We start from the raw sequence: 25,377 nt of genomic DNA, 5'->3' as shown, positions 1-25,377 counted from the left end.
CTGCTGGTAAAAACGGGATGACTGTTTTAAAAAGTATCGTTTCTGACCAAAATAAAGAAAAAAGGACTAAATATGATGTCAGAATATCCCGAAGTGATTGTACGAACCATTCTGTCGTTCAGCATTCTGTTTATCGGCGCCCGGATACTCGGAAAACAAACCATTTCACAGATGACGCTTTTTGATTTCATTGCGGCCAGCTCGCTCGGCGCCATCACGGCAAATCTGTCGTTTAATACAAAGCTGCCGATTCATTATACTGTCATTGCCTACATTATTTTCGTGGCAATCATTTACCTGGTCGCATATCTTTCGATGAAAAACAGGTCCGCCAGGGGTTTCTTTGCGGGCAAGCCGACCATTATCATTCAAAACGGCAAAATACTTGAGCATAATATGAAAACGATGCGTTATACCATTGACTATTTGAACCAGCAGCTGCGTGTTAATGACGTATTTGACATTTCTCAGGTTCAGACCGCCATCATTGAAACAAACGGCAGCATGTCAGTGGAGGTCAAGCCGGAATTTGCGCCCGTTACAAGACAGGATCTCGGCATTTTTGCCGGGCATAAAAAGAACTTCGCCGTTGAGCTGATTATGGACGGCCAGCTGGTGGCGAAGAACCTGGAAGAAAACCACGTATCGGAAAAATGGCTGAGAAAAGAATTGGACAGGAGAAACCTCAAAACGGAAGACGTCGTATATGCGGTGCGCGGAAGCAACGGCCGGCTGTTTGTCGATACATATGATGACCATATTACATCGCCGCTTGATAAAGAATAAACATAACATCCGCACATGTCACGGGCTGCCGCCGTATAATACCCTATAAACATCCGGGGGTGAGTCCAATGCACGAGCATTTTTTTCATTATACAGCGGTCTGCGGCGACGACTCTGTTCTTATAAAAGATCTGATAAAATCCATTAACGGCGAATACAGCGCCGTGATCTGCTACTCAATATTGGCCGAAAAAGCGCCGACCGCAGAAATCAGAAGACGGATCGAACATATCAGAGAGGAAGAAGTGCGCCACCTGCACGCTTTCTCTTCACTGTATACTTCAATTACCGGACGACAGTTGACTCCGAAACAGACGGAACATTGTCCGCACACATACAGAGAAGGACTGAATGCGGCCTTTCTTGATGAACAGAAAACGAATGATTTTTATTTGCATGCATCCGACAGAGCGGTAAACCCGGAAGCGAAGCGATTATTTGCCCGCACGGCATTTGACGAGCAGCGTCATGCCGTCTGGTTTTTATACCATATGATCCATTCCCCTTCCCACCACCACACAGGGGGAACGGTATCAAACGCACCGAACAAAGGCTATACTGAGGTAAAAACAGTAAATAATGGTCCGGATAGATAAACGCTCTCCCGCCGGAAGTCTTCAGACCGCAGACAAACCCCGTTCTTTCAACATGAGAGAATGGGGTTTACTTTTCGGGCTGATGTTGTATGCTCATCCGCTCTAAAAACAGATAACTTCTTCATTGTATAATCAGCAAAAACACTTTATAATAAAATAAACCAACTGGTCGGTTTTTAAGAAAATGAGCCCTGCTTGCCGGGACAATAACATGAATACGGCGGAAAGGATTTGTGTGAAGTGACAAATACAAAAGGCGGTGCCGGAAAGAGCGAAAAGACAAAGAATAGGCTCGTATCCGCTTCGCGTGACTTATTTGCAAAAAAAGGTTATTCAGAAACAACGATTCGAGACATTTTAGAGGCGGCCGAGATCAGTAAAGGCAACCTTTATCATCATTTTAAAGGAAAAGAGTTTCTGTTTCTTCATATCATGGAAGAGGATCATCGCGTGATGATCGAGACGTGGAGGGAAATGGAAGCTGATCTGAAAGATGCTGCCGAAAAGCTGACGGGCTTTGCAGAGCTCCTCAGCCGGATGAGCATCAATTATCCGCTGATGAGGGCAAGTGAAGAGTTTTATGCGAGTGCGTTCACGTCAGCGGAGGTCGTCAAGCGGCTCAATAAAATTGATATTGAATATGACGATGTGATGAGAGAGATCTTAGAAGAGGGAAATCAAGACGGCAGCTGGTCCATTCATCATGTCGAATCAAAAGTAAAAATCCTGCTATCCGTCTTTTACGGTTTAGATGTGTTATATAAAAACGATTCCATTCAGCAAAGAAAAGAATTGCAGAAGGAAGCCATCTCCGTGTTTATTCACGGGTCGATCAACGCTGATAAACAGAATGACAGCTGACAAAGGAGAAACAACATGCAAAAACCGATTCGAGAACAAAAAGCTGTACTCATCATCTTATTAAGCAACATATTTATCGTGTTTTTAGGCATTGGATTGATCATTCCCGTTATGCCGCTATTTATGAACGTGATGCACTTGACGGGCAGCACAATGGGGTACCTTGTCGCTGCCTTTGCCGTCGCTCAATTAATTGCATCCCCCATTGCGGGGAGATGGGTTGACCGCTTCGGCAGAAAAATCATGATTCTCGCCGGGCTGTTTCTGTTCGCATTATCCGAGCTGACCTTCGGATTGGGCACCCATGTCTCCATTTTGTATTTCGCAAGGGTGCTGGGCGGCATCAGCGCCGCTTTTATCATGCCCGCTGTTACAGCGTATGTCGCAGATATTACGACGGTGCAGGAAAGATCGAAGGCGATGGGCTATGTATCCGCGGCCATCAGCACAGGGTTTATCATCGGGCCCGGCATAGGAGGGTTTATTGCCGATCACGGCGTTCGCATGCCGTTTTTCTTTGCCGCAGGCATTGCTTTTATCGCAGTGATTTCCTCAGTCTTTATGCTGAAAGAGCCATTGACAAAAGAAGAACGCGCACAGCAGATGGAAAGCGTCAAAGAGTCAACCTTCTTAAAAGATTTGAAAAAGTCGATTCATCCAAGCTATCTAATCGCCTTTATCATCGTCTTTGTGCTGGCATTCGGGCTGTCGGCGTACGAAACGGTATTCAGTTTATTTACAAACCATAAATTCGGCTTTACGCCAAAAGATATTGCCATTATCATTACGTTCAGCTCCATTGTTGCGGTCATCATTCAAGTGCTCGCATTCGGCAAGCTTGTCAACTCCCTCGGGGAGAAAAAAGTCATCCAGCTTTGTCTGATCGTCGGCGCTGTTCTGGCTTTCGTATCTACGGTGATGTCAGGATTTTTGCCCGTGCTTGCTGTCACTTGCATCATATTCCTTGCGTTTGATTTACTGCGCCCCGCACTGACTACTTTTCTATCCAAAATCGCAGGAAATCAGCAGGGATTTGTTGCCGGAATGAACTCAACATACACGAGTTTAGGCACCATTTTCGGCCCGGCTCTGGGCGGTATTTTATTTGATATGAATATTCACTTCCCGTTTCTGTTCGCAGGTGTGGTCTTATTTCTCGGACTGGGGCTGACCCTTGTATGGAAAGGAAAGGTTAGTGAGGTTTCGGAGTAGAGTGTACTCACTCTTCTCCGGAGCTTTTTTTGTTTATGATAAGAAAAATGAATGGATTACGAGAAATAAATCATTATTTATTTATCTCAAAATCTATACTATAGTAATAGTAAGGTTAACGAGCTTAACAATTTAATATGAATGTTTCAGGAAGAAGGGTTTTCATTGAAGAAAGACAAACATCTCCTTACGGATATCTGGTTTATTCTTATCAGTGCGGCAGGGGGGTTTCTTCTTTCGCTTACAGGGATGTCGATCGCCTGGATGCTCGGAACGCTTGCCGCCGGCTGCATCCTCTCCATGACGCGGCCCCGCTGGCTGTTCATGGCGGCTGACAGAAGAGGCATTAACCGCAGATGGCTTGCGGCTGGGCAAATGATCCTCGGCATCGAACTCGGCCAGAAACTGAACCTGTCCGTGCTTTCAGTTTTACGGGAACATTGGCTGCCGGTAGGCTTTATGCTGATTTTCTCTATCGTGATGGCGCTTGTTTCCGGATACGTGCTCTTTCGGTTCAGCCGGACGGACATGATGACAAGCTTTGTAGGCACGGCGCCAGGCGGTTTATCCGCCATGCCCGGTATCGCCCAGGAAGTCGGCGCCAATACCGCGATTGTAAGTCTCATTCAGCTGACGCGCGTCCTTTTGGTCGTTATGACGATACCGTTTCTCGTCATTTTCTTATTTACCAAACAAAACGGTACGGCTCAGACATCAGCCGGAGCCGTTTCAGCAGGAGCCTCACATCCGGGCCTTATTCCCGTCTTGTTAACGGCCGGATTTATTTTGGCTGCCTGGCTTGCAAGTAAAGCCGCAAAACGGCTGAAATTTCCCGCTCCTTGGCTGCTCGGCAGCATGATCGGCGTTGCTTGTGCGGAAATCGGCATATCCGCCTTGGCGGGGAAAGACATGCTGGCTTGGTGGCCGCCACAAGCGAACCAACTGTCACAAATTTTTCTCGGCGCCACAATCGGTTCAAAAATGTATAAAAGCATGTTCAGCGGTGTTACTAGAGTGCTGACCGTCGGGTTTATTTCTTCCGTCGGGTTAATCGCCGCAATGATCCTGAGCGCGGTTGCCGTTTCTAAATTAACAGGCATCTCCATGATTACATCGGTTCTCGCCTTCTCTCCCGGCGGGATCGCCGAAATGGCGGCAACTTCGATCACTCTGCATGAGGACTCGACTTTTGTCGTTGCGGTTCAGGTCATCCGGATCGTTCTCGTGATCGCCATGCTCCCGCCTTTCTATCGCCTGCTGCATCACCTTTCTCAGCTGAAACGGGCACACGGCGAGAGAGCCCGGGCAGAAAGAGGAACCTGAGCTGAATAAAAAAACACGCATCCATATGCGTGTTTTTTTATTTTAACAGCTGCTCTCCGCCGCCATTTACAGACCGCCAGTTTGCTGAAAGATCGCGGAACAGCCGTTCAGCAAATAACAGTTCTTCGTCTGTATAGCGATCCAAAAACGCCAAGAGCCGCTTTTTTATCATCTCATGATATTTGTGATGAAGGCAATGCAGCTCTTTCCCGGCAGGGGTCAGCCGGAAGTAGACTTCTTTTTTATTGTCGCTCAGCCGGGTTCTGCGCAGGAAACCGGCTTCCAAAAACTTCGCGCAGCTTCTCGATACGGTCGGTTTTGTCGTTTTCATTTTTTCCGCTATTGATGTGACATTGATCGGTTCATGATCCCCGATACAAGATAAAATGTGAATTTCCGTCAAGGTCAGCTGAAGTTTTTTCCCGTTTTCTTCACGGAGTTCGTCCATCCGTCCTGCTAACGACGCCCTGATGTCCTCCTGACACCTCTCCTGCTCGTGGAAAATATCTGTCAATCCTTCAAGAATCATGTGTTTTGCATGGTCTGGCTGTCTTCTGTCCAACTGCGGGTCACCCTTCCGTATTGATTGTTTCTTTTACTATAACGTTTTGTTACGCAAGAAACAATCATACAAGCGAAAAAAGGGTATCAGATGAATCCCCATCTCTCCATACCGGCCAGAACGGTTTCTTCCGCTTCACGTCCTGAGCCGCCGGCTGCCCATGCCGCATGGCCGTCCGGCCGAATCAAAACGGAGTGGACGTCATCCCAATCGGCACGTGTTTCAGAAAGCTCCGCCCTGACAAACTCCACGCTGTCCGTGCCAATGCCGGCGGGAATGCTTCCTCTTAATGACAGCAGCACAAAGGCTCCTTTGTGAAGAAAATCATACAGCCGGGCCGGCCGGCCGTCATGAAGAGTCAGCTCTATATCGGGCAGCCGTTTTCCGTTCAGCCTATGAGGGGGCAGCTCCGGGTCCGGTTCATAATGCAAATCAAGCGCGGATACTTTTCCCGCCAATAAACGGTTCGACTCCTGAAAATCCAGCAAAGCGGTCATCGTATCTCTTAACGCCATCCCTGACTCGGTAAAATCCATGAGCTTTATCTGGGTTTTTATATTGTGCAACACTTCTTTTCCCGTGCTGTGCCTTTCCTGATGGTAGCTGTCCAGAAGATGAGGCGCCGCTTTTCCCTTTATTTGCGCCGCCAGCTTCCACCCGAGATTGAAGGCATCCTGAAGCCCCGTGTTCAGCCCTTGGCCGCCGGCAGGAAAATGAATGTGCGCCGCATCCCCGGCCACAAAAACCCGGCCGGAGCGGTACTGTTCAGCCTGACGTTCGGCATTGCCGAACCGTGACATCCACACCGGATCACTCAATCCGAAATCAGTGCCGCATATTTCCCGCAGATCTTCTTTCAGCTCATTTTCTGTAACCGGCTCTTCTTTCCGCTTTTGCGGAGCGTGCGGAGAAACGATAAGGACACGGAAAAGTCCGTTCGAAAGAGGGACAATGACAACCGATCCCTGCAGACGGCACACTGAAAAAAAGGCGGATTCAGGCGGATTTTTCAAAACGGCATCACAAAGGGTTCCTATTAAGTCGGCATCAGTCCCCAAAAAAGCGATGCCCGCCTGTTTCCGGACAAGGCTCCCCGCTCCGTCTGTACCCGCGGCATATAAGCTGCGCAGGGTGCGGATACCGCTTTCGTCCCGGAACACCGTCTCCACCCCGTCATCCGTCTGGGTAAGAGCCACTGCTTCTGCCCCGCGGATGATATCTGCGCCTAAACTTGATGCATACTCCTCCAAAAGCCGCTCCGTTTCTGCCTGAGGCAGCATTAACGAATAATTCTGCTTAGAATCCAGCCGAGAAAAATCCAGCCGTGTATCCAGCATCGAAAAATGGCCGGAAGACACCTTCGTTCCTTTATCCAAAAAGCGTCCCAAGATGCCTCTCATTGCAAAAAGTTCAAGTGTGCGCGGATGCATAATAAGCGCTTTAGAATATGGCACCGTCTTCTTCAATCGTTCAATGACAGTCGTTTTCACTCCGGCAAGCGCAAGCTCTGATGCAAGCATGAGCCCGACCGGACCTCCCCCGATAATGGCAGCCTGTGTTTCCATCTTATCAGCCCTCTTTCGCATTTTTTGTTGCACACGTAACAAAATAACTAAAAATAAAACGCGTGATTTTTGTTTCGCGCGTAACAATTCTATTATAATCTTTCCTTTGCTTTTTGACAATCATTTCTAAAAAAGACGCCGTTCACTTGGCGTCTGATTCACTGATAACACCGACAATGTCTTTATCCTTAATCGGTCCGAAATGACGGCTGTCGAGGCTGTATATGCGGTTGTCGCCAATCACGAAATATTGTCCCTTCGGTATCCTCTTGCGACCGGTCGTTTCCTTCAACGTATAATCACCGGTCACATGGCTTCCGGCGGACAATGATGACTTTAACGGTTTTAAAAACGGTTCCGCCACCCGTTTTCCATTCACAAACAGCTGGTCCTCCCTGTAAGTGATGGACTCGCCCGGGAGCCCGATGACACGTTTGATCAGCACTTTGTGGTGCGGGCCTTTAAACAGGACAATATCGAAACGGCGGATCGTTTTGTAACGATGGGAAAACTTGTTGACCATCAGCTCATTTCCTTGTTTAAAGGTCGGATTCATGCTGATTCCTTCGACTTTATAATCAATAAAAATGGCATTTTTTAATTGTATGGCCAAAACAACGATAAGCACGCCGGCTATAAACCAAAATCGTTTTTTCAAGATTCCTGTCCCCCTCCGTCTTTCTCATGCTGACTGATTCTCGTCTGTAAACGCCGTTCGATATGCTTTCCGGCATACCACAGCACCGCGATCACCGTTAGGGCGCCCGCCATCCGGAAAGGCTGTGTAATGAGTGCGTGAAGATCATACCCGATAAAGCTGATCATAAAGATCATGACCATTTTCCCCATAGCGGCCGCTGATATAAACTGCAGCGCCCCCACCCGTGACAGGCCGGCAACGACATGAACCGCAGCGGACGGCGTAAAGGGGAAGCAAAGTAAAATAAACAGCGGACCGAAACCGTGCCGCTCAACCCAGAGCATCAACCGCCTTATGGTTTGATGCCTGCGGATGAAACCGAAAGCTCTTTTCTGTCCGAAATGGCGGACGGCGTAAAACATCAGCATTGATCCCGCCGCAGATCCGAGCCACGACAGGAAAAAGCCTTCCCACAGCCCAAATGCATTCGTATTCGCCACCACAAATACAACAAGCGGCAAAAACGGAAGAAACGCTTCAATAAAAGGCAGTAAAACCGCAGCCGCCGGTCCGAAAGCTCTATAGCTTTGGAACCACTCCGTCAGCCGCTCCTCAGTCAAATATGATATAAATTCCTCCAACGTTTATACTCCTTAACGAGTTTGTCTATCCTTATTCTACACATTATCTCCAAAAAACGAAAATGTTTACGAGATTTTCCGACTTGAAATATCGTGTAAACGAGTATAAAATAAGAACAAACGTTCGCACCTAAGAAAGAAGGAGTATTTATGCCTGACATCCGGAACAACACCCGCGATCTCATCGAAAAAGGCCTGTTTCTGCCCATGACGGCTGCCATCCTGAACCGGGACCTCGAAGCGCTTGATTCGTGCCCGTTCAAATTAAAACAACCCTATAAACAGCTTATCAGCTGCTCTTTAAAATTAGCACAAAAGGATTTGAGTGATGTTCGAAAAGAGTTAAGAAAGCGTAAAATCAAAATTTACGAAGCGGAAAGAGATGAAGCATTTACACTTTATATATGCACCATTGACGGCTATGAAGAAAAACACCGTTATTTCAACCCGAGAATACGGGAACAGGTAACCGCTTTATTGGAATATTACCTGTCAGCCGCGACCATTTAAAAAAGCAGCCGGGACTGCTTTTCCTTTTCAACCGGTAAAATTCAGACTATTCACACTATACATTTGACATTATTTTCTTTATAATCGGGACACGCTGTTTTCAATGAAAAGGAGGAATGTTATGAAACTGATTCATGTTCTCGCTGCCCTGCCCTTTTTCGGAATTCTCGCCGGTATTCCATTTGCCAACCGGGTGACGCCTTATGTTTTCGGAATGCCTTTCATTCTTGCATACGTCGTCATCTGGGCGGTGCTGACATCGGTTCTGATGGCTGCGGTTTACAAATTGGACAAAGAAAACAAGGCGGGTGAGACGGAATGAACGCAGCATTTCCCGTAATGGCCGCCGTGCTCCTGTTTTGTGTATATCTCGGAATCCGCGCCCGAAAAGGAAAAAAGATGGACCTAGAACAATGGACGGTGGGCGGACGCGGCTTCGGCACGATGTTTGTCTTTTTATTAATGGCGGGAGAAATATACACGACCTTCACATTCCTCGGCGGAAGCGGATGGGCTTACGGAAAAGGAGGACCCGCCTTTTACATTATCGCCTACGGCTGCCTTGCCTACATTTTGTCATATTGGCTTCTGCCTGCCGTATGGACATACGCAAAAAAACACAAACTGATGTCACAATCTGATTTTTTTATTTCAAAATACAACAGCCCGCTCCTCGGCATTCTCGTATCGCTCGTCGGCATCGCGTCTCTCATCCCCTATCTCGTCCTTCAGCTGAAAGGGCTCGGTTTAATTGTTTCAGCAACGTCATACGGACAGATTCCGTCAGCAGCCGCAGTCTGGATCGGCGCTGTCTCCATCACGATTTATGTAATGATTTCAGGCATTCACGGTTCAGCGTGGATATCAGTCGTCAAAGATATTATGATTTTAGGCATCGTCCTGTATTTAGGCATTTATTTGCCCATTCATTACTACGGCGGGTTTACGGAGATGTTCAAACAAATCGACGCCGCAAAACCCGGATTCCTCACGCTTTCTGATACCGGGCAGAGCGTTTCGTGGTTCAGCTCAACCGTCCTGCTGACTGCCCTCGGCTTTTATATGTGGCCCCACACCTTTGCCGCGTCTTATTCGGCGGAGCATCCGCGGGTGTTTCGGAAAAACGCGATCATCATGCCTCTTTATCAGCTCGTCCTGCTGTTTGTCATCTTTACCGGATTTGCGGCGATTCTGCAGGTGCCCGGTTTAAAAGGGGCAGACACGGATCTTGCCCTATTAAAGCTGTCTGTGAAAACCTTTGATCCATGGTTTGTCGGACTGATCGGATCGGCGGGCATTCTGACGGCGCTCGTACCCGGCTCAATGATATTAATGGCCTCAAGCACGCTGTTCGCCAAAAATGTGTACAAAGCCATTCTGCCGGGCACGCCTGACGAAAAAGTCTCGCGGCTCGCAAAATACGCCGTACCCGTCATCGCTCTGATTTCCGTATATTTTACGCTGAAAGGCGGAAATACCATCGTCACTCTGCTTTTAATGGGCTACAGCCTTGTCACCCAGCTTTTCCCCGCGCTTTTATTCAGCCTGCCGAAGCGGCGGTTTATCACAAGCCACGGCGCTTTTGCCGGCATAACGGCGGGAGTCGGAACGGTGGCCTTCATCACGCTGACTGACTCAACCATCGGAACCCTCTTTCCGTTTCTTCCGCAGACCGTTAAAGATATGAATACAGGCATCATCGCGCTCGTTTTAAACACTGCCGTCATGTTTGCAGTCAGCGCCGCGGTCAGAAAAAAACAAATCAGTGCAGCCGAAAAAGCGGCTTAAATGGTAAGATAGCGGTAAGACACATGAAAGGGGAAAGCCGTATGATTATGACAACGACTGAAACCGTCGCCGGAAAACAGATTACTGAGGTAAAAGGCTTAGTGACAAGCAGCATCGTCCAGTCCCGTCACATCGGAAAAGACTTGCTCGCAGGCTTAAAATCTGTCGTCGGCGGCGAATTGAAAAGCTATACCGAGATGCTGGAAGACTCCAAAAAAGCGGTAAAAGAGCGGCTGATCAGAGAAGCGGAACAGCTCGGAGCCAACGCCATCGTCGGCCTGCGGTTCGAACTGACCGCCGGACAGAACACATCCGAATTAATCGGATACGGAACCGCCGTCACCGCCGAATCCATTTAAAAAAACAAGCCCTTTTAAGCGGCTTGTTTTTTTATTTTTCACAGGCAATATAGTCTTTATCACGGTCGAGTCTTTTATTTGCATCGTAAAGCGCTTTTGATACATACGGCTTGTACTTCGTTCTGCCGCCCTTGTTTTTCACTTTCGACGACCGGGCCACGCCGCCCTTATACACCTTATTCAGCGCCTTGCAGTTTTGATAGGTTTTCACCTTTGTTTTCGCTTCTGCCGTCTGCCCAGCTCCGTATGAACATCCGAATACCAGACCGAAAGACAAAAGCACAGCTGCCGTCTTTTTCATTCTCTATCAATCCCCTCTCTTGAGTCATGCGGTATTGCTGAACATATCATAGTTCAAATAATCTCCATTTTCAAGATAAATAGGAAAAAAGTTTTAATTTACACCCTGACACATTACTTTTATGGAATTTATTCCAAAACCTTTTATAATATGAATTGATAGCGCTATCTGACTATGATGATAGGAGGAGAAATGATGATGAAAAAAGGGATTCTTGCGGGTGTCCTCACCTCAGCCGTTCTATTCGGGGCTTGTGCGGCGGATATTCCCGGGGTAATCAGCCCCAATACGGCGGAAGCGGCGTCCCAGCTCAGCAAAGGAATCGGCGGAAGAGCCTACCTGAACAGTACGGGTTCTGTGCTCGTCACGAAAATTCAGCTTCCAAGCTCGATTCAGGTGTCAAACGGGACAGCCTATATTTACTCAGGATTCACCGGAGGCACAGAGGCCGATATCGGGCTTCAGTACAGTGAAACTTATCATGTATGGAAACCGATCATGAAAGTCGGTTCAAAGGGACAAAGCCAGGTCCGGTATCTGGAAGGAGAAAGCCAATTCACCTATACGAAAGGTTTCCGTCCCGGCAGCACCGTACAGCTGACCATTTACAAAAATATGAACGGCAATACCCGCGCCACATATTGGGGCACGAATAATGACGGATACACCGGCCGCATCATTTCAGAACTCGCCCAGACAAATGTAGGATCTATCACAAAATGGAAAGCGCTCGCCACTGTCGCGGTCACATCAGAGGATCAGCGCCCTTACATCAAATCAAACTTCTCAACAGCTTTTACAAACATCACGATCGACAATAAAGCAGTCACGCCTGTGATTGATACACAGGATTTTGCCAAATTGACGGTGTCAGGCAGCAGCGTCAGCATGTCTGTCGTCAAATAAAGAACCCGAACGCACGATTCCTGCATCGTGCGTTTCGTTATGTCAATATTGCCGCGGGTGAAAAATTGGAAACACGGCGGGTTTTCATGTACACTTTATGTAAACCATAAAAATGATTGACGTTCAGTCATTATTCATACAGGAGTGACATTTATGAACAGAGAAAAAAGGCTTGAATTAAAGAAAGTCGAACCGAAACATTTGCAGCAATTTAATCAGCTGCTCCGATATGTTTTCCAAGTAACGAACAGCAATCTGCATGAAGTGGGATGGAAGGAACCCGAAATCGCTTCCGCGAAACTCCCCGTATTGGAACAAGCGCATGTATTGGGCTGGTTTGACAATGACAAACTCGTTTCACAGGCAGCTGTTTACCCTTTCCAAGTCCGGATTTTTAATAAAACATTTGAAATGGGCGGCGTGACGGGGGTCGGAACATATCCCGAATACGCCAATATGGGATTAATGGCGAAACTGTTATACAAAGCATTAGTTGACATGCGTGAGCGCGGTCAGTCCGTATCCTATCTGTTCCCCTACTCTATCCCTTACTACAGAAGAAAAGGCTGGGAAATTATCAGTGACAAAATGACGTTTGAGGTAAAAGACTTTCAGCTCCCGAAAATGAGAACCGTTTTGGGCGAAGTGGAACGCGTCGATCCGGAACATGAGGTCATTAAAGAAGTATACAGCCGATTCGCTCATAAAAGCCATGCGGCCATGATCAGAAATGAACTAGCATGGGATGAATATTGGCGCTGGGATTTAGAAGATCTTACGGCTGCCGTGTATTATGATCAATCCAGACAGGCAAACGGTTATGTTCTTTACTGGATTGCAGATGAAGTTTTTCATATTAAAGAAATGGTATATGTAAATGAAGAAGCGCGCAGAGGCCTGTGGAACTTTATCTCGGCGCATTTCTCCATGGTGACAAAAGTCGTCGGCGACAATTATTCTAATGAGCCGATCGCCTTTCTGTTAGAAGATGCCGAAATTAAGGAGACGATTTCTCCTTATTTTATGGCCCGGATTGTCGATATTGAACAATTTATCAATCAGTATCCCTTTAAACCGCAAAAAGAGAAACGGACATGGTCTTTTACACTGGAAGATCCGCTGCTTGAATGGAATCAGGGAGTCTTTACCGCGGAGATTTCGCCTGAAGGAAAAGCCGTTTTAAGCCGGGGCGGTGATGCGGATGCCGCAAAGCTGGATATTCAGACGATGACGGCATTATTATTCGCATACCGGAAACCGGAATACCTTCACCGCACAGGCCGGATCGAATGCGCGCCGGACACATTGGAATTCATTGAGGATCTGCTGGAGACGCAAACCCCTTATTTCTCGGATTACTTTTAATAAAAAAAACAGCCCTGATCAGGGTTGTTTTTTTGTTTATTTCCGCCAAAACCCTGAACAGTCTGCCTTTTCCTTAATATTATACTGAATCATGCTTTCAAGCAGATCATATTGCACCGGATCAGTCCATTGAATTCTGAACAAACGGGAAGTGGCGCTGTAGCCGGCACGGGCGATGTCGTCGGCAAAATGCGCAATACCCGCTTCTTCGGGGGAAACACTTACATGATGCTTCGCTGCTGCAAAGCCGATAATAAACGTGCCATGATCAGTAAACATCGGCGTATTCCACTTGATCTGCGGTTTTAAAATCGGAAATTGACCAGCCGTCCACGACAAGATTTCCTCCATTCGCAGGCGATGATCGGGGTTGTCGATTCCTGATACATATTTTGCAAACACATCCATGGCAATCTCTCCTAAAATAAAATGCAATTACTCTTTACATCATCATAGCCAACAGACGGACACGATACAACTCTGCCCGGGCATGTCAATCGTAAAAAGCCCTTCCCAAAAAGGAAAGGGCCCGTCCCTTCACATCACAGCTTTCTCTAATATCTCTCCCCCAGCTCCCGCAAAATAAAGTCGTAGATCATTTTCGTCCGCTCTTCTTTCGGGTACAGCATGAATTCCTGCCGCTTCGGGATATGGCTGCCCATCCTGTCCTGAAAAGTGGTTCTGAGATAGGCGGTTCTGTAGACTTGGTTTTCAAAAGAATGGTAGGATACTTCCAGCTCCATCGTTTTGCCGTTTGAGAACGTGACCGCCGTGTCATCAAATGCGGTCGGCTGAAAATCTTTAACGTGCACGTGAGATATCCAGCCGCATTGAGGCCGTGCTGAAGAAAGTGTAGGGAATAAAAAGATGTGATTTGAAGGGTCCACCATAATCGGCGGCTTGTGAGAAATTTTAATCGCTTCATACGTTCCCGCTTTTCTCCCGGCATAGCTTGAGCCAAAGTAGCGGCAGCTTCTGTCAATGATGTGAATCGGCTTCATGCTGACATACAGAATGCAGTCTTTTTCAATGACCTTCGACCCCATTTTACCGTCTATTTCCTCAGGCAAAACAGCGATGGTTGAACGATTTACTTCGTAGCTTTCTAAGGGTGCGTGTGTTTTCTGGCACATAATGTGCAGCCTCCAATCCTTTTCTTGAAAATTTATACTAATAATCTATCATCTGTCATTGGAAAACGACAGGTTTTTTTTGAATATAGCTAAAAATCACCTTTTAAAGTTATAAATTAGTCTTAAATTACTACTTAAATATTATTTTTCTCTTTCATTTCACATCATTTATACATGGTTATTTTTCGTTTTTTCGTCAATTTGCAGGATATGTCGATATATTTCCAAGTATTAGTTGTCTAAAAATTATAAAAATTAATTGATTTTTCCGGCGGTTATCCATATACTATAAAAAAGGCATTGGGGGGATTCTTTATGAAAGAGAAAAAATCGTACACTGAGCTCATGAAGTCCCGCAACACGCAAAAAGCAAATGAATTCGATGTGACAATGGCCGATATTTACATTCAAATGGTGCTTGATGAATCCTTGTATAAACGCCGGATCGCCATGCTGACAGAGCAGATTAACAAAGCGCTTGATGATAAAAATAAAGAAGCGTTCCTTACGCTGTCCAAAGAATATGCCGCACTCAAACAGAGTGAATAAGCCAATCCATATGGATTGGCTTTTTTATATTATCCGTTTACGATGGTGCCGCCGTTCACATGTATCGTCTGGCCCGTGACATATGAGGAATCATCGCTTGCTAAGTATAAATAGCTCGGTGCCACTTCAACAGGCTGGCCCGGGCGCTGCATCGGCACGTCTGAGCCAAAGACTTCCACTTCCTTTGCCGAGAAGCTCGCCGGAATCAGCGGCGTCCATATCGGCCCCGGCGCCACTGCGTTTACCCGGATGCCCTGAGTGACAAGAGATTGGGAAAGAGACCTTGTAAACGTGACGATCGCCCCTTTTGTCGCTGAGTAGTCAATCAATGTTTTATGGCCCTTGTAGGCGGTAATGGAGGCCGTATTGATGATTGAACTTCCTTTTTTCAGATGGGGGAGCGCGGCTTTCGTTAAGTAAAACATTGAAAAAATATTCGTCTGAAACGTTCTGATGAGCTGGTGGCTCGTGATTTTCTCAATCCCCGGCTGTACGTGCTGCTCACCCGCATTGTTGACTAAGATGTCAATGGAAGGAAAGGCTTGGCCCGCCTGGCGGATGACATCGTTGCAAAAGGCTTCGTCGCCGACATCACCTGCGATCAGCAGACACTTTGCTCCCTCTTTTTCTACATATTGCTTCGTCTCTTCGGCATCCTGATGCTCATCAAAGTAAACGATGACCACATTTGCGCCTTCCTTCGCGAACAAAACGGATACGGCGCGTCCGATTCCGCTGTCCCCGCCCGTAATAATCGCAGTTTTTCCTTCAAGTTTTTTCGCCGCTTTCGGTTTGTCAAACACAGGGCGCGGGTCCATCACATATTCAAAGCCCGGCTGCCGGTTTTGATGCTGCGGCGGCAAGGTTTTCTTCTTCTGATTAGCCAATTTGATCACTCCTTTACATTAATTACTATATTATGAGTAATTTGAGCATCTTATACGAGTTTCATGTATGAATATAGACTTATTGGAAAAATTAAGAATATACAACAGAGGAGGTAATCTGAATTGACTTCTTTTTCAAACGAGGAACCTGCTTCCTATTGGAGAGCAACAGCTGATATTCCTTCCTTTCCCGCCCTGACTGAAGATACGGAATGCGACGTTGCGGTTATCGGCGGAGGAATTACGGGCCTGACAACGGCATACGAACTGACGAAAAGGGGGTTCCGTGTCGCTGTCATAGAAGCGGACCGGATATTAAACGGGACGACCGCAGGGACGACCGCTAAAATCACTGCCCAGCATGATTTTATCTATGCCGATCTTATTCAGCAGATCGGACTGACCAGCGCAAGGCTGTATTTCGAAGCCCATCTTCGCGCTATGGAAGATATGAAGCAGATCATCAAGGATCTTTCAATTGAATGCAGACTGACTGAACAAGACGCCTATATATACACCAATACGGAATCAGGCGTCAAAAAAATCCGCAGCGAGCAGGAAGCTTACACTAAGCTCGGCATTGAACACGAGCTTGTAAAAGAACTTCCCGTCCCCGTTGATTGCAGGCTCGGCCTCGCCATGAAGAATCAGGCGCAATTCCATCCGCTTTTATATGGCGCGGCGCTCGTGAAAGAGATGGTCAAAAACGGGGCGCAGATTTTTGAACAGACGGCGGCAATTGACATTAAAAAAGAACCGCGGCCGGAAGTGGTCACGAAAAACAGACACGGCATCAAGTGCAGCTACATTGTGTGCTCCTCCCACTTTCCTTTTTATGACGGCGGCGGGCTTTATGCCACGAGAATGTATGCCAGCAGATCCTATGCCCTGGCGGTAAAACCGAAACAAGCGTATCCCGGCGGTATGTTTCTCAGCATAGACGAGCCGTCCAGATCACTGCGCTATACAGAGCTGAACGGTGAAGAACTGGTGCTCGTCGGCGGCGAAAGCCACAAAACAGGCCAAGGAAACGAAATGTCTGAACATTATGAAGCGCTGAAACAATTTGCGGAAGATACAATCGGAGTCGAAAGCATCCCATATCATTGGTCTGCACAAGACCTCGTCACCATTGACAAAATTCCGTTCATCGGCCCGATCTCAGGCGGTGAAGAACATATTTTGGCGGCGACCGGTTTTAAAAAATGGGGCATGACAAGCTCAGCGCTCGCGGCGAAGCTTTTGGCTGATCACATCCAAAACAAAAAGAACCCGTTTTCCGGCCTGTTTATTCCGTCCCGCTTCCACGCAGATCCCGGACTGAAAAAGCTGATTTCCTATAATGCCGACGTAGCCAAACACCTTATCTCGGGCAAACTTGAGAGGCCGGACGCTTCACCTGAGGCTCTTCAGCCCGGAGAAGGAAAAATCGTAACGGTCAACGGCAAACGGGCCGGCGCCTACAAAGACGAAAAAGGCTGTCTGCATCTTGTTGATACGACATGCACCCATTTAGGCTGTGAGGTTTAATGGAATGATGGTGAACGGACGTGGGACTGCCCTTGTCACGGTTCCCGGTTCACACCTAACGGCAAGGTTGCCGAAGGCCCCGCCATCAAGCCGCTGAAACGCATCACCCAAGATTGACGAAACCATTCTGAACGAATGGTTTTATTTTTTTTCGCATTAAAATATTTTCATCAGATTCCTTCATTCAAGTTCCTTCCAAACCGATAAAAAGAAAAAGAGAATATCTGGGGGAACTTATATTGTTATTTAAAAAAGACCGCAAAAAAGAAACAGCTTATTTTTCAGAAGCCGATGGCAAAAAACGCATCGAGCTTTCAAATCAATATGCAGATGTCAAAAAGCAGCTGAAAATGGTCAGGCTGGGAAACGAAGAACTTCATGTGCTTGAAGAGCTGCAGCCTCTAATCAAAGAACATATCTCCACAATCGTCGATTCCTTTTACCGAAATCTGGATCACGAAAAATCGTTAATGACGATTATTAACGACCACAGCACAGTCGAGCGCTTGAAAAAAACATTACGGCGCCATATCCACGAGATGTTCGCCGGTACGATTGATGATGAATTCATTGAGAAAGCATCGCATCCATCCACTTGCGGATCGGCCTTGAACCGAAATGGTATATGGGAGCGTTTCAGGATCTGCTTCTGTCGATGATGAACATATATGAAGCATCAATCCCGGATTTGCATGAGCTGTTAAAAGCGATCAAAGCCACGACGAAAATACTGAATCTTGAACAGCAGCTCGTCCTTGAAGCGTTCCAGACCGAATATAACTGCCAGCGTGACGAACAAGAGGAAAAGAAAGCCCGTCTTCATCAAAAAATTCAGGAAACATCCGGATCGCTCGCTGATCTGTTTTCAGAAACGAGCAGAGCCGTACAGGAGCTCGTCGATAAATCCGAGGACATTTCCGAGGCGTCAAAAGCCGGCACCGTCACTTCCGTCCATGTGGAAGAAAAATCAATCGGCGGAAAAAAAGAGCTTGAAAGCCAGCAAAAGCAAATGAATAAAATCGACGCCAGCCTTCTGCAGATTGAAGAAGAAATGGATAAGCTGAATGACATTGCCCAGCAGATCGAAAAAATCTTCGGCATCGTGACGGGGATCGCCGAGCAAACGAATCTCCTGTCATTAAACGCCTCAATAGAATCCGCGAGAGCCGGAGAGCACGGCAAAGGCTTCGCCGTTGTCGCGACAGAGGTAAGAAAGCTTTCAGAGGATACGAAAAAAACCGTTTCCACCGTATCAGAGCTTGTGAACAATACCAATACGCAAATCAACATCGTCTCTAAACATATTAAAGATGTAAACGGACTCGTAGGTGAAACGAAAGAAAAAATGACGCAGATCAACCGTCTGTTTGATGACATCGTCCAAAGCATGAAAACGAGCAAAGACCAGACAGGTAAAATCGACGTTGATTTACAAGCCTTTCTCGGCGGCCTGCAAGAAGTCAGCCGCGCCGTTTCCCACGTTGCATCATCCGTTGATTCACTTGTTATCCTCACAGAAGAATAAAGTTAGACCGACCGGCCTTTTTCATAAAGGGCCGGTCTTTTTTATGTTAACTTAAAATATAATAAAGTTGACATATATAAAGACTCGCTTTATTGTATAAACATATTTTGATAAGCTGGAGGAATACATAATGAAATTAATAGAAATGATGCATATTGCCGTGTTTGCTGCCATTATGGGACTTTTGGGGCTGCTTCCGCCACTTTTCTTATCCTTTACGCCGGTTCCGATTACGCTCCAGACGATCGGTGTGCTTTTATCAGGAAGCATATTAAAACCGAAAGCGGCGTTTTTAAGCCAATTGCTGTTTTTGCTGATCGTGGCATGCGGAGCGCCTCTCCTTTCAGGGGGAAGAGGCGGGTTCGGGGTTTTTTTCGGGCCGAGCGCCGGATATCTCGTGGCATATCCGCTGGCGGCATTACTGCTGAGCCTCAGTATTCGGGGCCTTCGCTCAGCCAGCGTCCCCCATTTGTTTATCAGACAGTTTTTGTTCGGCGTGCTCCTGTTGTATGCTATCGGCATTCCCGTTCAGGCTGTTATGATGCACATTGACATCATGACTGCCGTAAAGCTCAGCCTCATCTATGTGCCCGGAGATCTGCTTAAAGCGGCCGCAGCCTCATTCGCAGCCGTAAGAATCAGAAAAACACTGCAAGCAAGCCGGCTTTTGCCTACGAAAGGAAGCTGATGAGACATCATGATTACATCAACATATTCAGATATAGCCGGACAAACGCCGGACAAAATCGCAATTCAGACAGAAACAGAACAGATAACCTATCAAACTTGGAATAGACTTATAAACCAGACCGCAAACTGGCTTGGCAGCCTTTCAGTTAAGCCGGAAAACATTGCGATTTTACTGCCGAACGGAATGCCTTTTTTACAGCTATTCGCAGGCGCGGCGCATGCCGGCTGCACGGCAATTCCGTTAGACCCCCGCTCGACAGCGGCGGAATTCGCAGATCAGCTGCACATCAGCAACACCGATGTCGTCATCGCTGACCGCCGGCTGAGCGGCAGGCTGGACGGCGTCAAAACGCCTGTTATCCTGTGGGATGAATGCAAACCTTTAATCGAGGCGGAGAAAGCGGAAGGCGCATTTATAAAAAACGCCGGCCTGCCCTTTTATACCGGGTTCACCTCGGGATCGACCGGAAAGCCGAAAGCCTTCACCCGCTCCCACCGTTCGTGGCTGGAGAGCTTTGCTTGTACGAAACGCGAATTCGGTATTTCCCCTAAAGACAAAGTGCTCGTACCGGGCACGATGCGCTCATCACACTTTTTGTACGGTGCCGTCAGCACTTTATTTATCGGGGGAACCGTCATCCTTCAAAGAAAATTCAATCCGGCCGGAATAAAAGACTGGCTGAGACAAGCTGATGTTTTATATACCGTCCCGACAATGACGGACGCCCTGCTCTCGGCCGAGGCGTTTCCTGATAAACCGCTCAAGGTAATTTCTTCCGGCGCGGACTGGCCCGCTTGGTCTAAACAAGCGCTGTCAGATCGCTATCCTCATTTGCTATTATACGATTTTTACGGAACGTCCGAGCTGAGTTTCGTGGCATTCTTATCGCCTGAAGACAGCGTGAGAAAGCCTGACGCGGCGGGCCGGCCGTTTGATAATGTTAAAATCGAAATCCGCCGTCCAGGAGGAGAACGCTGCCTGCCGGGCGAAACGGGGAAGATTTTTGTGAACAGCCCGATGAAATTTTCCGGATATATCAACGGCGCAAAGCCTGATGATTCCGGGTGGATGACGGTTGATGACATGGGGTATGTCGATAGTGAAGGCTATCTTTATATCGAAGGCCGTGAAAACGGGATGATCGTATCCGGCGGCCTGAATGTGTTCCCTGAAGAGATTGAACGTGTGCTCAACGGCTGTCCGGGTGTCAGAAAAGCGGCCGTAACCGGGGTTCCCGATGATTATTGGGGCAGTATCGCCGTTGCGGTGATCGATGGGCATGCAAATGTAAAGGACCTGAAGAAACGGTGCCGCAACAGCTGGCGGCATATAAAATCCCGAAAAAATGGCTGTTTTCAGATATACCGGAAACAGCCGGCGGAAAGATCGCCCGTGCCGCCATACAAAAGCAGGCAAAGGACATGATGGAATGGAAGCTGTAATTACGGATGCGAAACGAACGATTTTCGCCCGGGAAAACGGCCTGTTAAAAGATTGTCTTCCTGAAAATTTAGCAGCTCCGCTGATCCGCTATTTGAGCCGGAACATGGCAGAAGACATTGATGAAGTTCTGATCGGAAATGCGACAGGCCGCGGCGGGAACCTCGCCCGGCTATCAGCCTTGACGGCCGGGCTTCCTTTGAGCGTGCCTGGGACGACCATCGACAGACAGTGCGGTTCCGGGCTGGACGCCATGAGAATCGCGTGCCATTTTGTAAAAGCCGGCGCGGGGAGCACGTACATCGCGGGAGGAGCGGAGAGCAGCAGCCGCTCCCCTTTTTCTTCCCGCGCGCGTTTTTCACCTGAACATATCGGCGATCCTGATATGGGCATAGCAGCCGAGTATACGGCACAGGCTTACGCAGTCACGAGAAAAATGCAGGACGAATATGCCCTCCTCAGCTATGAACGGAGCTTCAAAGCGCACGAAGACGGCCTGTACCGACAGGAAATCCTCCCGTGTCACGGATTCGCCGCTGACGAAAACATGCTGAAAAAGCGGAACATGGAACCTCTTATCGCCCGCGCCAAACCCGTCTTTCAGTCCGGCGGCTCTGTCACCGCCGCCAACAGCTGCGGCATTTCTGACGGGGCGGCGGCGGTTTGTGTAATGGAAGAACAAAAAGCGCGGTCCCTCGGTTTAAAACCGAAATTGCGTTTTATCGGAAGCACGGTAAGCGGCGTCCATCCGCATTATCCGTCAGCAGCTCCGGTTTATGCCGTCAAAAAGCTTTTGAAGGAGCAGAACCTGTCACCGGATGATATTGATATATACGAAATCAACGAGGCGTTTGCCGTCAAAATATGCGTCTTTTCACAACAGCTTCAAGTGCCATATTCTAAAATAAATGTCCGGGGCGGCGCTCTAGCCGTCGGGCATCCGTACGGGGCTTCCGGGGCGGCGCTTGTCTCCCGGCTTTTTTATGAAGCAAAAAGACGGCCGGATGCCCGCTACGCAGCAGCAGCGATCGGCAGCGGGGGCGGAGTCGGACTGGCGCTTCTCTTTGAAGTGTTAACGTAACGGCAGTATAATAGATGATATTGATAAAAAATGATCGGAGTGAACACATTATGACTGCCGTTTGTTTAGTAAGACATGGAGAGACTGATTGGAACGCCCAAAAAAAGCTTCAAGGCAAAACGGATATTCCGTTAAATGCGACGGGAGAGCGTCAGGCGAAAGAAACAGGAGAATACTTAAAGGTTTTCGAATGGGATGTCATCGTCTCAAGCCCGATGAAACGGGCCAGAAAAACAGCTGACATTATTAACGGATTTTTGAATCTTCCCGTTGTCGTCATGGAAGATTTCAGAGAACGGAACTACGGTGATGCGGAAGGAATGTCTTTACCGGAACGGTCAGAGTGCTACCCGGATAAAAACTACCCGAACATGGAGACCGCAGAGGAACTGACAGACAGAATGCTGGCCGGTTTAGTAAAAGTTCAGGAACGGTTTCCTGACCAAAAGGTACTGATCGTCGCTCACGGCGCAGCCATCCACGCCCTCTTGTCTGCCATTTCTGACGGTGACACCGACATACAAAATGCAAAGCTTGTCAATGCATGCCTGAGCAATATCGAACGGATTGAAAATAAGTGGCGCGTCAAAGATTACAATGTAAGCAGCCACCTTTCGGAATCATAATAAAAAGGCCCGCACTCAGTGTCGGGCCTTTTTGGCGAGCATTTTTTTCTGAAGATCATGTAATATGGCGTCCGCACCGTCAATACTCCGCCGCTCCGTCCAAACCGCCCTGTCCGCGCGGTAGACGCGTCCATTTTTCACGGCTGTCAGCTGTTTCCAGAGCAGATGTTTTTCGAGTTCTTTCTCTCCGCCCAACAGCACGATGTAATCAGGATCGATACGCAAAAGCTGCCCGGGCGTCATTTTAATATGATCGTTTTTCTTCCCGGAAGCTGTCTGGATTGCATATGTAAACCCCGTGAGCGCCAAAAGCCGGGACGTGAAAAACTGATCATTCTTTACGGAAATGCCGCCATTTGCAGCGTCGATTAATAAAATCGAGCCGCCTTCTGCATCCAGCTTTCTTTTGATTTCATTCAGGTTTTCTTCCTGAGCCGATAATTGTTTCTCGATGATGTCCTTTTTACCGACCGCTTTTTCAATGGTCAAGGCAGCGTCAACCGCATCCTGATAATCCGCATCTTCATTTTTCAAAGCGATTGTCGGAGCGATCTTCGTCAGCTTATTGTATATCCCTCTGTGCAGGCTAGAATCTGCAATGATGAGATCGGGTTTTAAAGAAGCGATCTTTTTCAGGTCGGGATGTGATCGGGTGCCGACAGACTTTGACGGGTCATCGGCCGCAGCCGCCGGCTTTATGCCGAGATCATGGAGGGTATCAATAAAGCCCGGATTCAATACGGCGACGCGCTGCGGGTGCGCTGCCACATGCGCGGTCCCGAGATCATGTCTGATGGCGGTCTCATGTTCCGGTTCTGAACATGCCGGTATGAAGAGGACGGATAAGATCAGCAGCATACTGAAAATCGGTTTCATCAGTTCCCCCTCTTTCGTTTTTCCGCAATTATATCATTGACAATATCAACATCAATGATATTCATTATCATTATTTTTATAAAATGGTTTCACAGCTTTTCTCGGTCAAGAAAGCCAAAGACTGATTTCGCTTACGTTTCCATCAGTCTTCTGTATTCAACAAAAGATGACATTTATCCTGTTTTTGGAACAACCCCCAAAAATGGAAACAAACCGTTCGACCCAGGAAACAAGCGAGTGATTGCTCCTGTGTACATTTACTCATGTCCATCCATCGGTTTTTTCCATTAAAATTTAAATATTTCGAGTTCCTACGAAACGAAAGAGAGATGATATACCTAAATAGAAATAAAACAATCTGAAAAAAATTGGGTCTACTAAAATATTATTCCATACTATACAATTAATACACAGAATAATCTGTCTATTGGTTATTCTGCAAATGAAAAAAAGGAGAGGATAAAGAGTGAGAGGCAAAAAAGTATGGATCAGTTTGCTGTTTGCTTTAGCGTTAATCTTTACGATGGCGTTCGGCAGCACATCCTCTGCCCAGGCGGCAGGGAAATCAAACGGGGAAAAGAAATATATTGTCGGGTTTAAACAGACAATGAGCACGATGAGCGCCGCTAAGAAGAAAGATGTCATTTCTGAAAAAGGCGGGAAAGTGCAAAAGCAATTCAAATATGTAGACGCAGCTTCAGCTACATTAAACGAAAAAGCTGTAAAAGAATTGAAAAAAGACCCGAGCGTCGCTTACGTTGAAGAAGATCACGTAGCACATGCGTACGCGCAGTCCGTGCCTTACGGCGTATCACAAATTAAAGCCCCTGCTCTGCACTCTCAAGGCTACACTGGATCAAATGTTAAAGTAGCGGTTATCGACAGCGGTATCGATTCTTCTCATCCTGATTTAAAGGTAGCAGGCGGAGCCAGCATGGTTCCTTCTGAAACAAATCCTTTCCAAGACAACAACTCTCACGGAACTCACGTTGCCGGCACAGTTGCGGCTCTTAATAACTCAATCGGTGTATTAGGCGTTGCGCCAAGCGCATCACTTTACGCTGTAAAAGTTCTCGGTGCTGACGGTTCCGGCCAATACAGCTGGATCATTAACGGAATCGAGTGGGCGATCGCAAACAATATGGACGTTATTAACATGAGCCTCGGCGGACCTTCTGGTTCTGCTGCTTTAAAAGCGGCAGTTGATAAAGCCGTTGCATCCGGCGTCGTAGTCGTTGCGGCAGCCGGTAACGAAGGCACTTCCGGCAGCTCAAGCACAGTGGGCTACCCTGGTAAATACCCTTCTGTCATTGCAGTAGGCGCTGTTGACAGCAGCAACCAAAGAGCATCTTTCTCAAGCGTAGGACCTGAGCTTGATGTCATGGCACCTGGCGTATCTATCCAAAGCACGCTTCCTGGAAACAAATACGGGGCGTACAACGGTACGTCAATGGCATCTCCGCACGTTGCCGGAGCGGCTGCTTTGATTCTTTCTAAGCACCCGAACTGGACAAACACTCAAGTCCGCAGCAGTTTAGAAAACACCACTACAAAACTTGGTGATTCTTTCTACTATGGAAAAGGGCTGATCAACGTACAGGCGGCAGCTCAGTAAAACATAAAA

General features: G+C 47.5%; 26 protein-coding genes and 3 pseudogenes. 20 read left to right on the top strand and 9 right to left on the bottom strand.

Annotated features, from left to right (window positions below; all coding sequences use genetic code 11):
* Positions 1 to 72 precede the first annotated feature (72 nt).
* The 5 genes from BAMF_RS26380 to BAMF_RS26360 all read left to right on the top strand — a co-directional run bounded on the left by BAMF_RS26380 (position 73) and on the right by BAMF_RS26360 (position 4,778).
* Positions 73 to 786, top strand: a complete 714-nt coding sequence (locus tag BAMF_RS26380; RefSeq protein ID WP_013351759.1) for a DUF421 domain-containing protein — start codon at positions 73 to 75, stop codon at positions 784 to 786.
* 68 nt (positions 787 to 854) lie between these two features.
* Positions 855 to 1,382, top strand: a complete 528-nt coding sequence (locus BAMF_RS26375; protein ID WP_013351758.1) for a ferritin-like domain-containing protein — start codon at positions 855 to 857, stop codon at positions 1,380 to 1,382.
* Positions 1,383 to 1,622: 240 nt separating this feature from the next.
* A complete protein-coding gene (locus tag BAMF_RS26370; RefSeq protein WP_013351757.1) occupies positions 1,623 to 2,243 on the top strand; it encodes a TetR/AcrR family transcriptional regulator in 621 nt (206 codons plus the stop codon).
* A 15-nt stretch (positions 2,244 to 2,258) separates the two neighbouring features.
* Positions 2,259 to 3,455: an MFS transporter gene (locus BAMF_RS26365; RefSeq protein WP_013351756.1), complete on the top strand. Its 1,197-nt coding sequence runs from the start codon at positions 2,259 to 2,261 to the stop codon at positions 3,453 to 3,455.
* Between the two features lie 165 nt (positions 3,456 to 3,620).
* Complete coding sequence (locus BAMF_RS26360) at positions 3,621 to 4,778, top strand: AbrB family transcriptional regulator (protein ID WP_013351755.1); 1,158 nt, start codon at positions 3,621 to 3,623, stop codon at positions 4,776 to 4,778.
* 37 nt (positions 4,779 to 4,815) lie between these two features.
* Here the strand turns inward: BAMF_RS26360 and BAMF_RS26355 are convergent, their stop codons facing one another.
* The 4 genes from BAMF_RS26355 to BAMF_RS26340 form a co-directional block, all read right to left on the bottom strand.
* Positions 4,816 to 5,340 (bottom strand): MarR family transcriptional regulator, encoded by a 525-nt coding sequence (locus BAMF_RS26355; RefSeq protein ID WP_013351754.1) that lies wholly within the window; start codon positions 5,338 to 5,340, stop codon positions 4,816 to 4,818.
* Positions 5,341 to 5,426: 86 nt separating this feature from the next.
* Positions 5,427 to 6,905: a monooxygenase gene (locus BAMF_RS26350; RefSeq protein ID WP_013351753.1), complete on the bottom strand. Its 1,479-nt coding sequence runs from the start codon at positions 6,903 to 6,905 to the stop codon at positions 5,427 to 5,429.
* Positions 6,906 to 7,047: 142 nt separating this feature from the next.
* A complete protein-coding gene (gene lepB, locus BAMF_RS26345; protein WP_013351752.1) occupies positions 7,048 to 7,563 on the bottom strand; it encodes a signal peptidase I in 516 nt (171 codons plus the stop codon).
* A complete protein-coding gene (locus BAMF_RS26340) occupies positions 7,560 to 8,186 on the bottom strand; it encodes a TVP38/TMEM64 family protein (RefSeq protein WP_013351751.1) in 627 nt (208 codons plus the stop codon). Before BAMF_RS26340 ends, lepB begins: the two co-directional genes overlap by 4 nt.
* 150 nt (positions 8,187 to 8,336) lie before the next feature.
* On the opposite strand from BAMF_RS26340, the gene BAMF_RS26335 reads away from it, so the two are divergent.
* The 4 genes from BAMF_RS26335 (at position 8,337) to BAMF_RS26320 (ending at position 10,843) form a co-directional block, all read left to right on the top strand.
* The gene (locus BAMF_RS26335; protein WP_013351750.1) at positions 8,337 to 8,696 is read left to right on the top strand and encodes a hypothetical protein; all 360 of its coding nucleotides are present in this window, start codon (positions 8,337 to 8,339) and stop codon (positions 8,694 to 8,696) included.
* A gap of 121 nt (positions 8,697 to 8,817) precedes the next feature.
* On the top strand, positions 8,818 to 9,018 hold the full coding sequence (locus tag BAMF_RS26330) for a DUF3311 domain-containing protein (protein WP_003155162.1): 201 nt from the start codon (positions 8,818 to 8,820) through the stop codon (positions 9,016 to 9,018).
* Positions 9,015 to 10,484: a sodium:solute symporter family protein gene (locus BAMF_RS26325; protein WP_013351749.1), complete on the top strand. Its 1,470-nt coding sequence runs from the start codon at positions 9,015 to 9,017 to the stop codon at positions 10,482 to 10,484. Before BAMF_RS26330 ends, BAMF_RS26325 begins: the two co-directional genes overlap by 4 nt.
* Before the next feature lie 41 nt (positions 10,485 to 10,525).
* Positions 10,526 to 10,843: a YbjQ family protein gene (locus tag BAMF_RS26320; protein ID WP_003155166.1), complete on the top strand. Its 318-nt coding sequence runs from the start codon at positions 10,526 to 10,528 to the stop codon at positions 10,841 to 10,843.
* 31 nt (positions 10,844 to 10,874) lie between these two features.
* Here the strand turns inward: BAMF_RS26320 and BAMF_RS26315 are convergent, their stop codons facing one another.
* Positions 10,875 to 11,144, bottom strand: a complete 270-nt coding sequence (locus BAMF_RS26315) for an excalibur calcium-binding domain-containing protein (protein WP_013351748.1) — start codon at positions 11,142 to 11,144, stop codon at positions 10,875 to 10,877.
* Positions 11,145 to 11,339: 195 nt separating this feature from the next.
* Here BAMF_RS26315 and BAMF_RS26310 point away from each other — a divergent pair, with 195 nt between their 5' ends.
* Both BAMF_RS26310 and BAMF_RS26305 read left to right on the top strand, forming a co-directional pair.
* Positions 11,340 to 12,050: a YrpD family protein gene (locus tag BAMF_RS26310; protein WP_014470007.1), complete on the top strand. Its 711-nt coding sequence runs from the start codon at positions 11,340 to 11,342 to the stop codon at positions 12,048 to 12,050.
* 153 nt (positions 12,051 to 12,203) lie between these two features.
* Entirely contained in the window at positions 12,204 to 13,415 is a 1,212-nt protein-coding gene (locus BAMF_RS26305; protein WP_013351746.1) for a GNAT family N-acetyltransferase, read from the top strand.
* A 36-nt stretch (positions 13,416 to 13,451) separates the two neighbouring features.
* Here BAMF_RS26305 and BAMF_RS26300 read toward each other — a convergent pair whose 3' ends face one another.
* Both BAMF_RS26300 and BAMF_RS26295 read right to left on the bottom strand, forming a co-directional pair.
* Complete coding sequence (locus tag BAMF_RS26300) at positions 13,452 to 13,823, bottom strand: iron chaperone (RefSeq protein ID WP_013351745.1); 372 nt, start codon at positions 13,821 to 13,823, stop codon at positions 13,452 to 13,454.
* Between the two features lie 146 nt (positions 13,824 to 13,969).
* Positions 13,970 to 14,548 (bottom strand): competence protein ComK, encoded by a 579-nt coding sequence (locus BAMF_RS26295; RefSeq protein WP_013351744.1) that lies wholly within the window; start codon positions 14,546 to 14,548, stop codon positions 13,970 to 13,972.
* 315 nt (positions 14,549 to 14,863) lie between these two features.
* Here BAMF_RS26295 and BAMF_RS26290 point away from each other — a divergent pair, with 315 nt between their 5' ends.
* The gene (locus BAMF_RS26290) at positions 14,864 to 15,097 is read left to right on the top strand and encodes an IDEAL domain-containing protein (RefSeq protein ID WP_013351743.1); all 234 of its coding nucleotides are present in this window, start codon (positions 14,864 to 14,866) and stop codon (positions 15,095 to 15,097) included.
* A 29-nt stretch (positions 15,098 to 15,126) separates the two neighbouring features.
* On the opposite strand, the gene BAMF_RS26285 is transcribed toward BAMF_RS26290, so the two are convergent.
* Complete coding sequence (locus BAMF_RS26285; protein ID WP_013351742.1) at positions 15,127 to 15,984, bottom strand: SDR family oxidoreductase; 858 nt, start codon at positions 15,982 to 15,984, stop codon at positions 15,127 to 15,129.
* Between the two features lie 123 nt (positions 15,985 to 16,107).
* On the opposite strand from BAMF_RS26285, the pseudogene BAMF_RS26280 reads away from it, so the two are divergent.
* The 7 genes and pseudogenes from BAMF_RS26280 to BAMF_RS26255 all read left to right on the top strand — a co-directional run bounded on the left by BAMF_RS26280 (position 16,108) and on the right by BAMF_RS26255 (position 22,877).
* Positions 16,108 to 17,631, top strand: a pseudogene (locus BAMF_RS26280) (FAD-dependent oxidoreductase).
* Between the two features lie 233 nt (positions 17,632 to 17,864).
* Positions 17,865 to 18,232 (top strand): annotated as a pseudogene (locus BAMF_RS42195) (protoglobin domain-containing protein); the annotation flags it as partial.
* 291 nt (positions 18,233 to 18,523) lie between these two features.
* Entirely contained in the window at positions 18,524 to 19,039 is a 516-nt protein-coding gene (locus BAMF_RS42190; RefSeq protein ID WP_373418731.1) for a methyl-accepting chemotaxis protein, read from the top strand.
* A gap of 130 nt (positions 19,040 to 19,169) precedes the next feature.
* A complete protein-coding gene (locus BAMF_RS26270) occupies positions 19,170 to 19,727 on the top strand; it encodes a biotin transporter BioY (RefSeq protein WP_013351738.1) in 558 nt (185 codons plus the stop codon).
* A 9-nt stretch (positions 19,728 to 19,736) separates the two neighbouring features.
* Positions 19,737 to 21,172: pseudogene (locus BAMF_RS26265) on the top strand (acyl-CoA synthetase).
* Positions 21,160 to 22,251: an acetyl-CoA C-acyltransferase gene (locus BAMF_RS26260; RefSeq protein ID WP_013351736.1), complete on the top strand. Its 1,092-nt coding sequence runs from the start codon at positions 21,160 to 21,162 to the stop codon at positions 22,249 to 22,251. Before BAMF_RS26265 ends, BAMF_RS26260 begins: the two are co-directional and overlap by 13 nt.
* A 50-nt stretch (positions 22,252 to 22,301) precedes the next feature.
* Positions 22,302 to 22,877, top strand: coding sequence for a histidine phosphatase family protein (locus tag BAMF_RS26255; RefSeq protein WP_013351735.1), 576 nt, complete (start codon positions 22,302 to 22,304; stop codon positions 22,875 to 22,877).
* 15 nt (positions 22,878 to 22,892) lie between these two features.
* Here BAMF_RS26255 and BAMF_RS26250 read toward each other — a convergent pair whose 3' ends face one another.
* Positions 22,893 to 23,753 carry an ABC transporter substrate-binding protein gene (locus BAMF_RS26250; protein ID WP_013351734.1) on the bottom strand — a complete coding sequence of 287 codons (861 nt, stop codon included), beginning with the start codon at positions 23,751 to 23,753 and terminating at the stop codon, positions 22,893 to 22,895.
* A gap of 466 nt (positions 23,754 to 24,219) precedes the next feature.
* Between BAMF_RS26250 and BAMF_RS26245 the strand changes: the two genes are divergently transcribed.
* Positions 24,220 to 25,368 (top strand): S8 family peptidase, encoded by a 1,149-nt coding sequence (locus BAMF_RS26245; protein ID WP_013351733.1) that lies wholly within the window; start codon positions 24,220 to 24,222, stop codon positions 25,366 to 25,368.
* Positions 25,369 to 25,377 lie beyond the last annotated feature (9 nt).

It is taken from the genome of Bacillus amyloliquefaciens DSM 7 = ATCC 23350 (genome assembly GCF_000196735.1).
Taxonomy (GTDB): domain Bacteria; phylum Bacillota; class Bacilli; order Bacillales; family Bacillaceae; genus Bacillus; species Bacillus amyloliquefaciens.
Note: the sequence above shows the minus strand (reverse complement) of the source record. Positions and strands in the feature narration are given on the sequence as shown.

Excerpts from the sequence above, each read along its gene's own strand:
- BAMF_RS26380 (WP_013351759.1), top strand. The coding sequence starts at position 73 with ATGATGTCAGAATATCCCGAAGTGATTGTACGAACCATTCTGTCGTTC.
- BAMF_RS26375 (WP_013351758.1), top strand. The coding sequence starts at position 855 with ATGCACGAGCATTTTTTTCATTATACAGCGGTCTGCGGCGACGACTCT.
- BAMF_RS26365 (WP_013351756.1), top strand. The coding sequence starts at position 2,259 with ATGCAAAAACCGATTCGAGAACAAAAAGCTGTACTCATCATCTTATTA.
- BAMF_RS26350 (WP_013351753.1), bottom strand. The coding sequence starts at position 6,905 with ATGGAAACACAGGCTGCCATTATCGGGGGAGGTCCGGTCGGGCTCATG.
- BAMF_RS26335 (WP_013351750.1), top strand. The coding sequence starts at position 8,337 with ATGCCTGACATCCGGAACAACACCCGCGATCTCATCGAAAAAGGCCTG.
- BAMF_RS26330 (WP_003155162.1), top strand. The coding sequence starts at position 8,818 with ATGAAACTGATTCATGTTCTCGCTGCCCTGCCCTTTTTCGGAATTCTC.
- BAMF_RS26325 (WP_013351749.1), top strand. The coding sequence starts at position 9,015 with ATGAACGCAGCATTTCCCGTAATGGCCGCCGTGCTCCTGTTTTGTGTA.
- BAMF_RS26320 (WP_003155166.1), top strand. The coding sequence starts at position 10,526 with ATGATTATGACAACGACTGAAACCGTCGCCGGAAAACAGATTACTGAG.
- BAMF_RS26315 (WP_013351748.1), bottom strand. The coding sequence starts at position 11,144 with ATGAAAAAGACGGCAGCTGTGCTTTTGTCTTTCGGTCTGGTATTCGGA.
- BAMF_RS26310 (WP_014470007.1), top strand. The coding sequence starts at position 11,340 with ATGATGAAAAAAGGGATTCTTGCGGGTGTCCTCACCTCAGCCGTTCTA.
- BAMF_RS26305 (WP_013351746.1), top strand. The coding sequence starts at position 12,204 with ATGAACAGAGAAAAAAGGCTTGAATTAAAGAAAGTCGAACCGAAACAT.
- BAMF_RS26300 (WP_013351745.1), bottom strand. The coding sequence starts at position 13,823 with ATGGATGTGTTTGCAAAATATGTATCAGGAATCGACAACCCCGATCAT.
- BAMF_RS26295 (WP_013351744.1), bottom strand. The coding sequence starts at position 14,548 with ATGTGCCAGAAAACACACGCACCCTTAGAAAGCTACGAAGTAAATCGT.
- BAMF_RS26290 (WP_013351743.1), top strand. The coding sequence starts at position 14,864 with ATGAAAGAGAAAAAATCGTACACTGAGCTCATGAAGTCCCGCAACACG.
- BAMF_RS42190 (WP_373418731.1), top strand. The coding sequence starts at position 18,524 with ATGAATAAAATCGACGCCAGCCTTCTGCAGATTGAAGAAGAAATGGAT.
- BAMF_RS26270 (WP_013351738.1), top strand. The coding sequence starts at position 19,170 with ATGAAATTAATAGAAATGATGCATATTGCCGTGTTTGCTGCCATTATG.
- BAMF_RS26260 (WP_013351736.1), top strand. The coding sequence starts at position 21,160 with ATGGAAGCTGTAATTACGGATGCGAAACGAACGATTTTCGCCCGGGAA.
- BAMF_RS26255 (WP_013351735.1), top strand. The coding sequence starts at position 22,302 with ATGACTGCCGTTTGTTTAGTAAGACATGGAGAGACTGATTGGAACGCC.
- BAMF_RS26250 (WP_013351734.1), bottom strand. The coding sequence starts at position 23,753 with ATGAAACCGATTTTCAGTATGCTGCTGATCTTATCCGTCCTCTTCATA.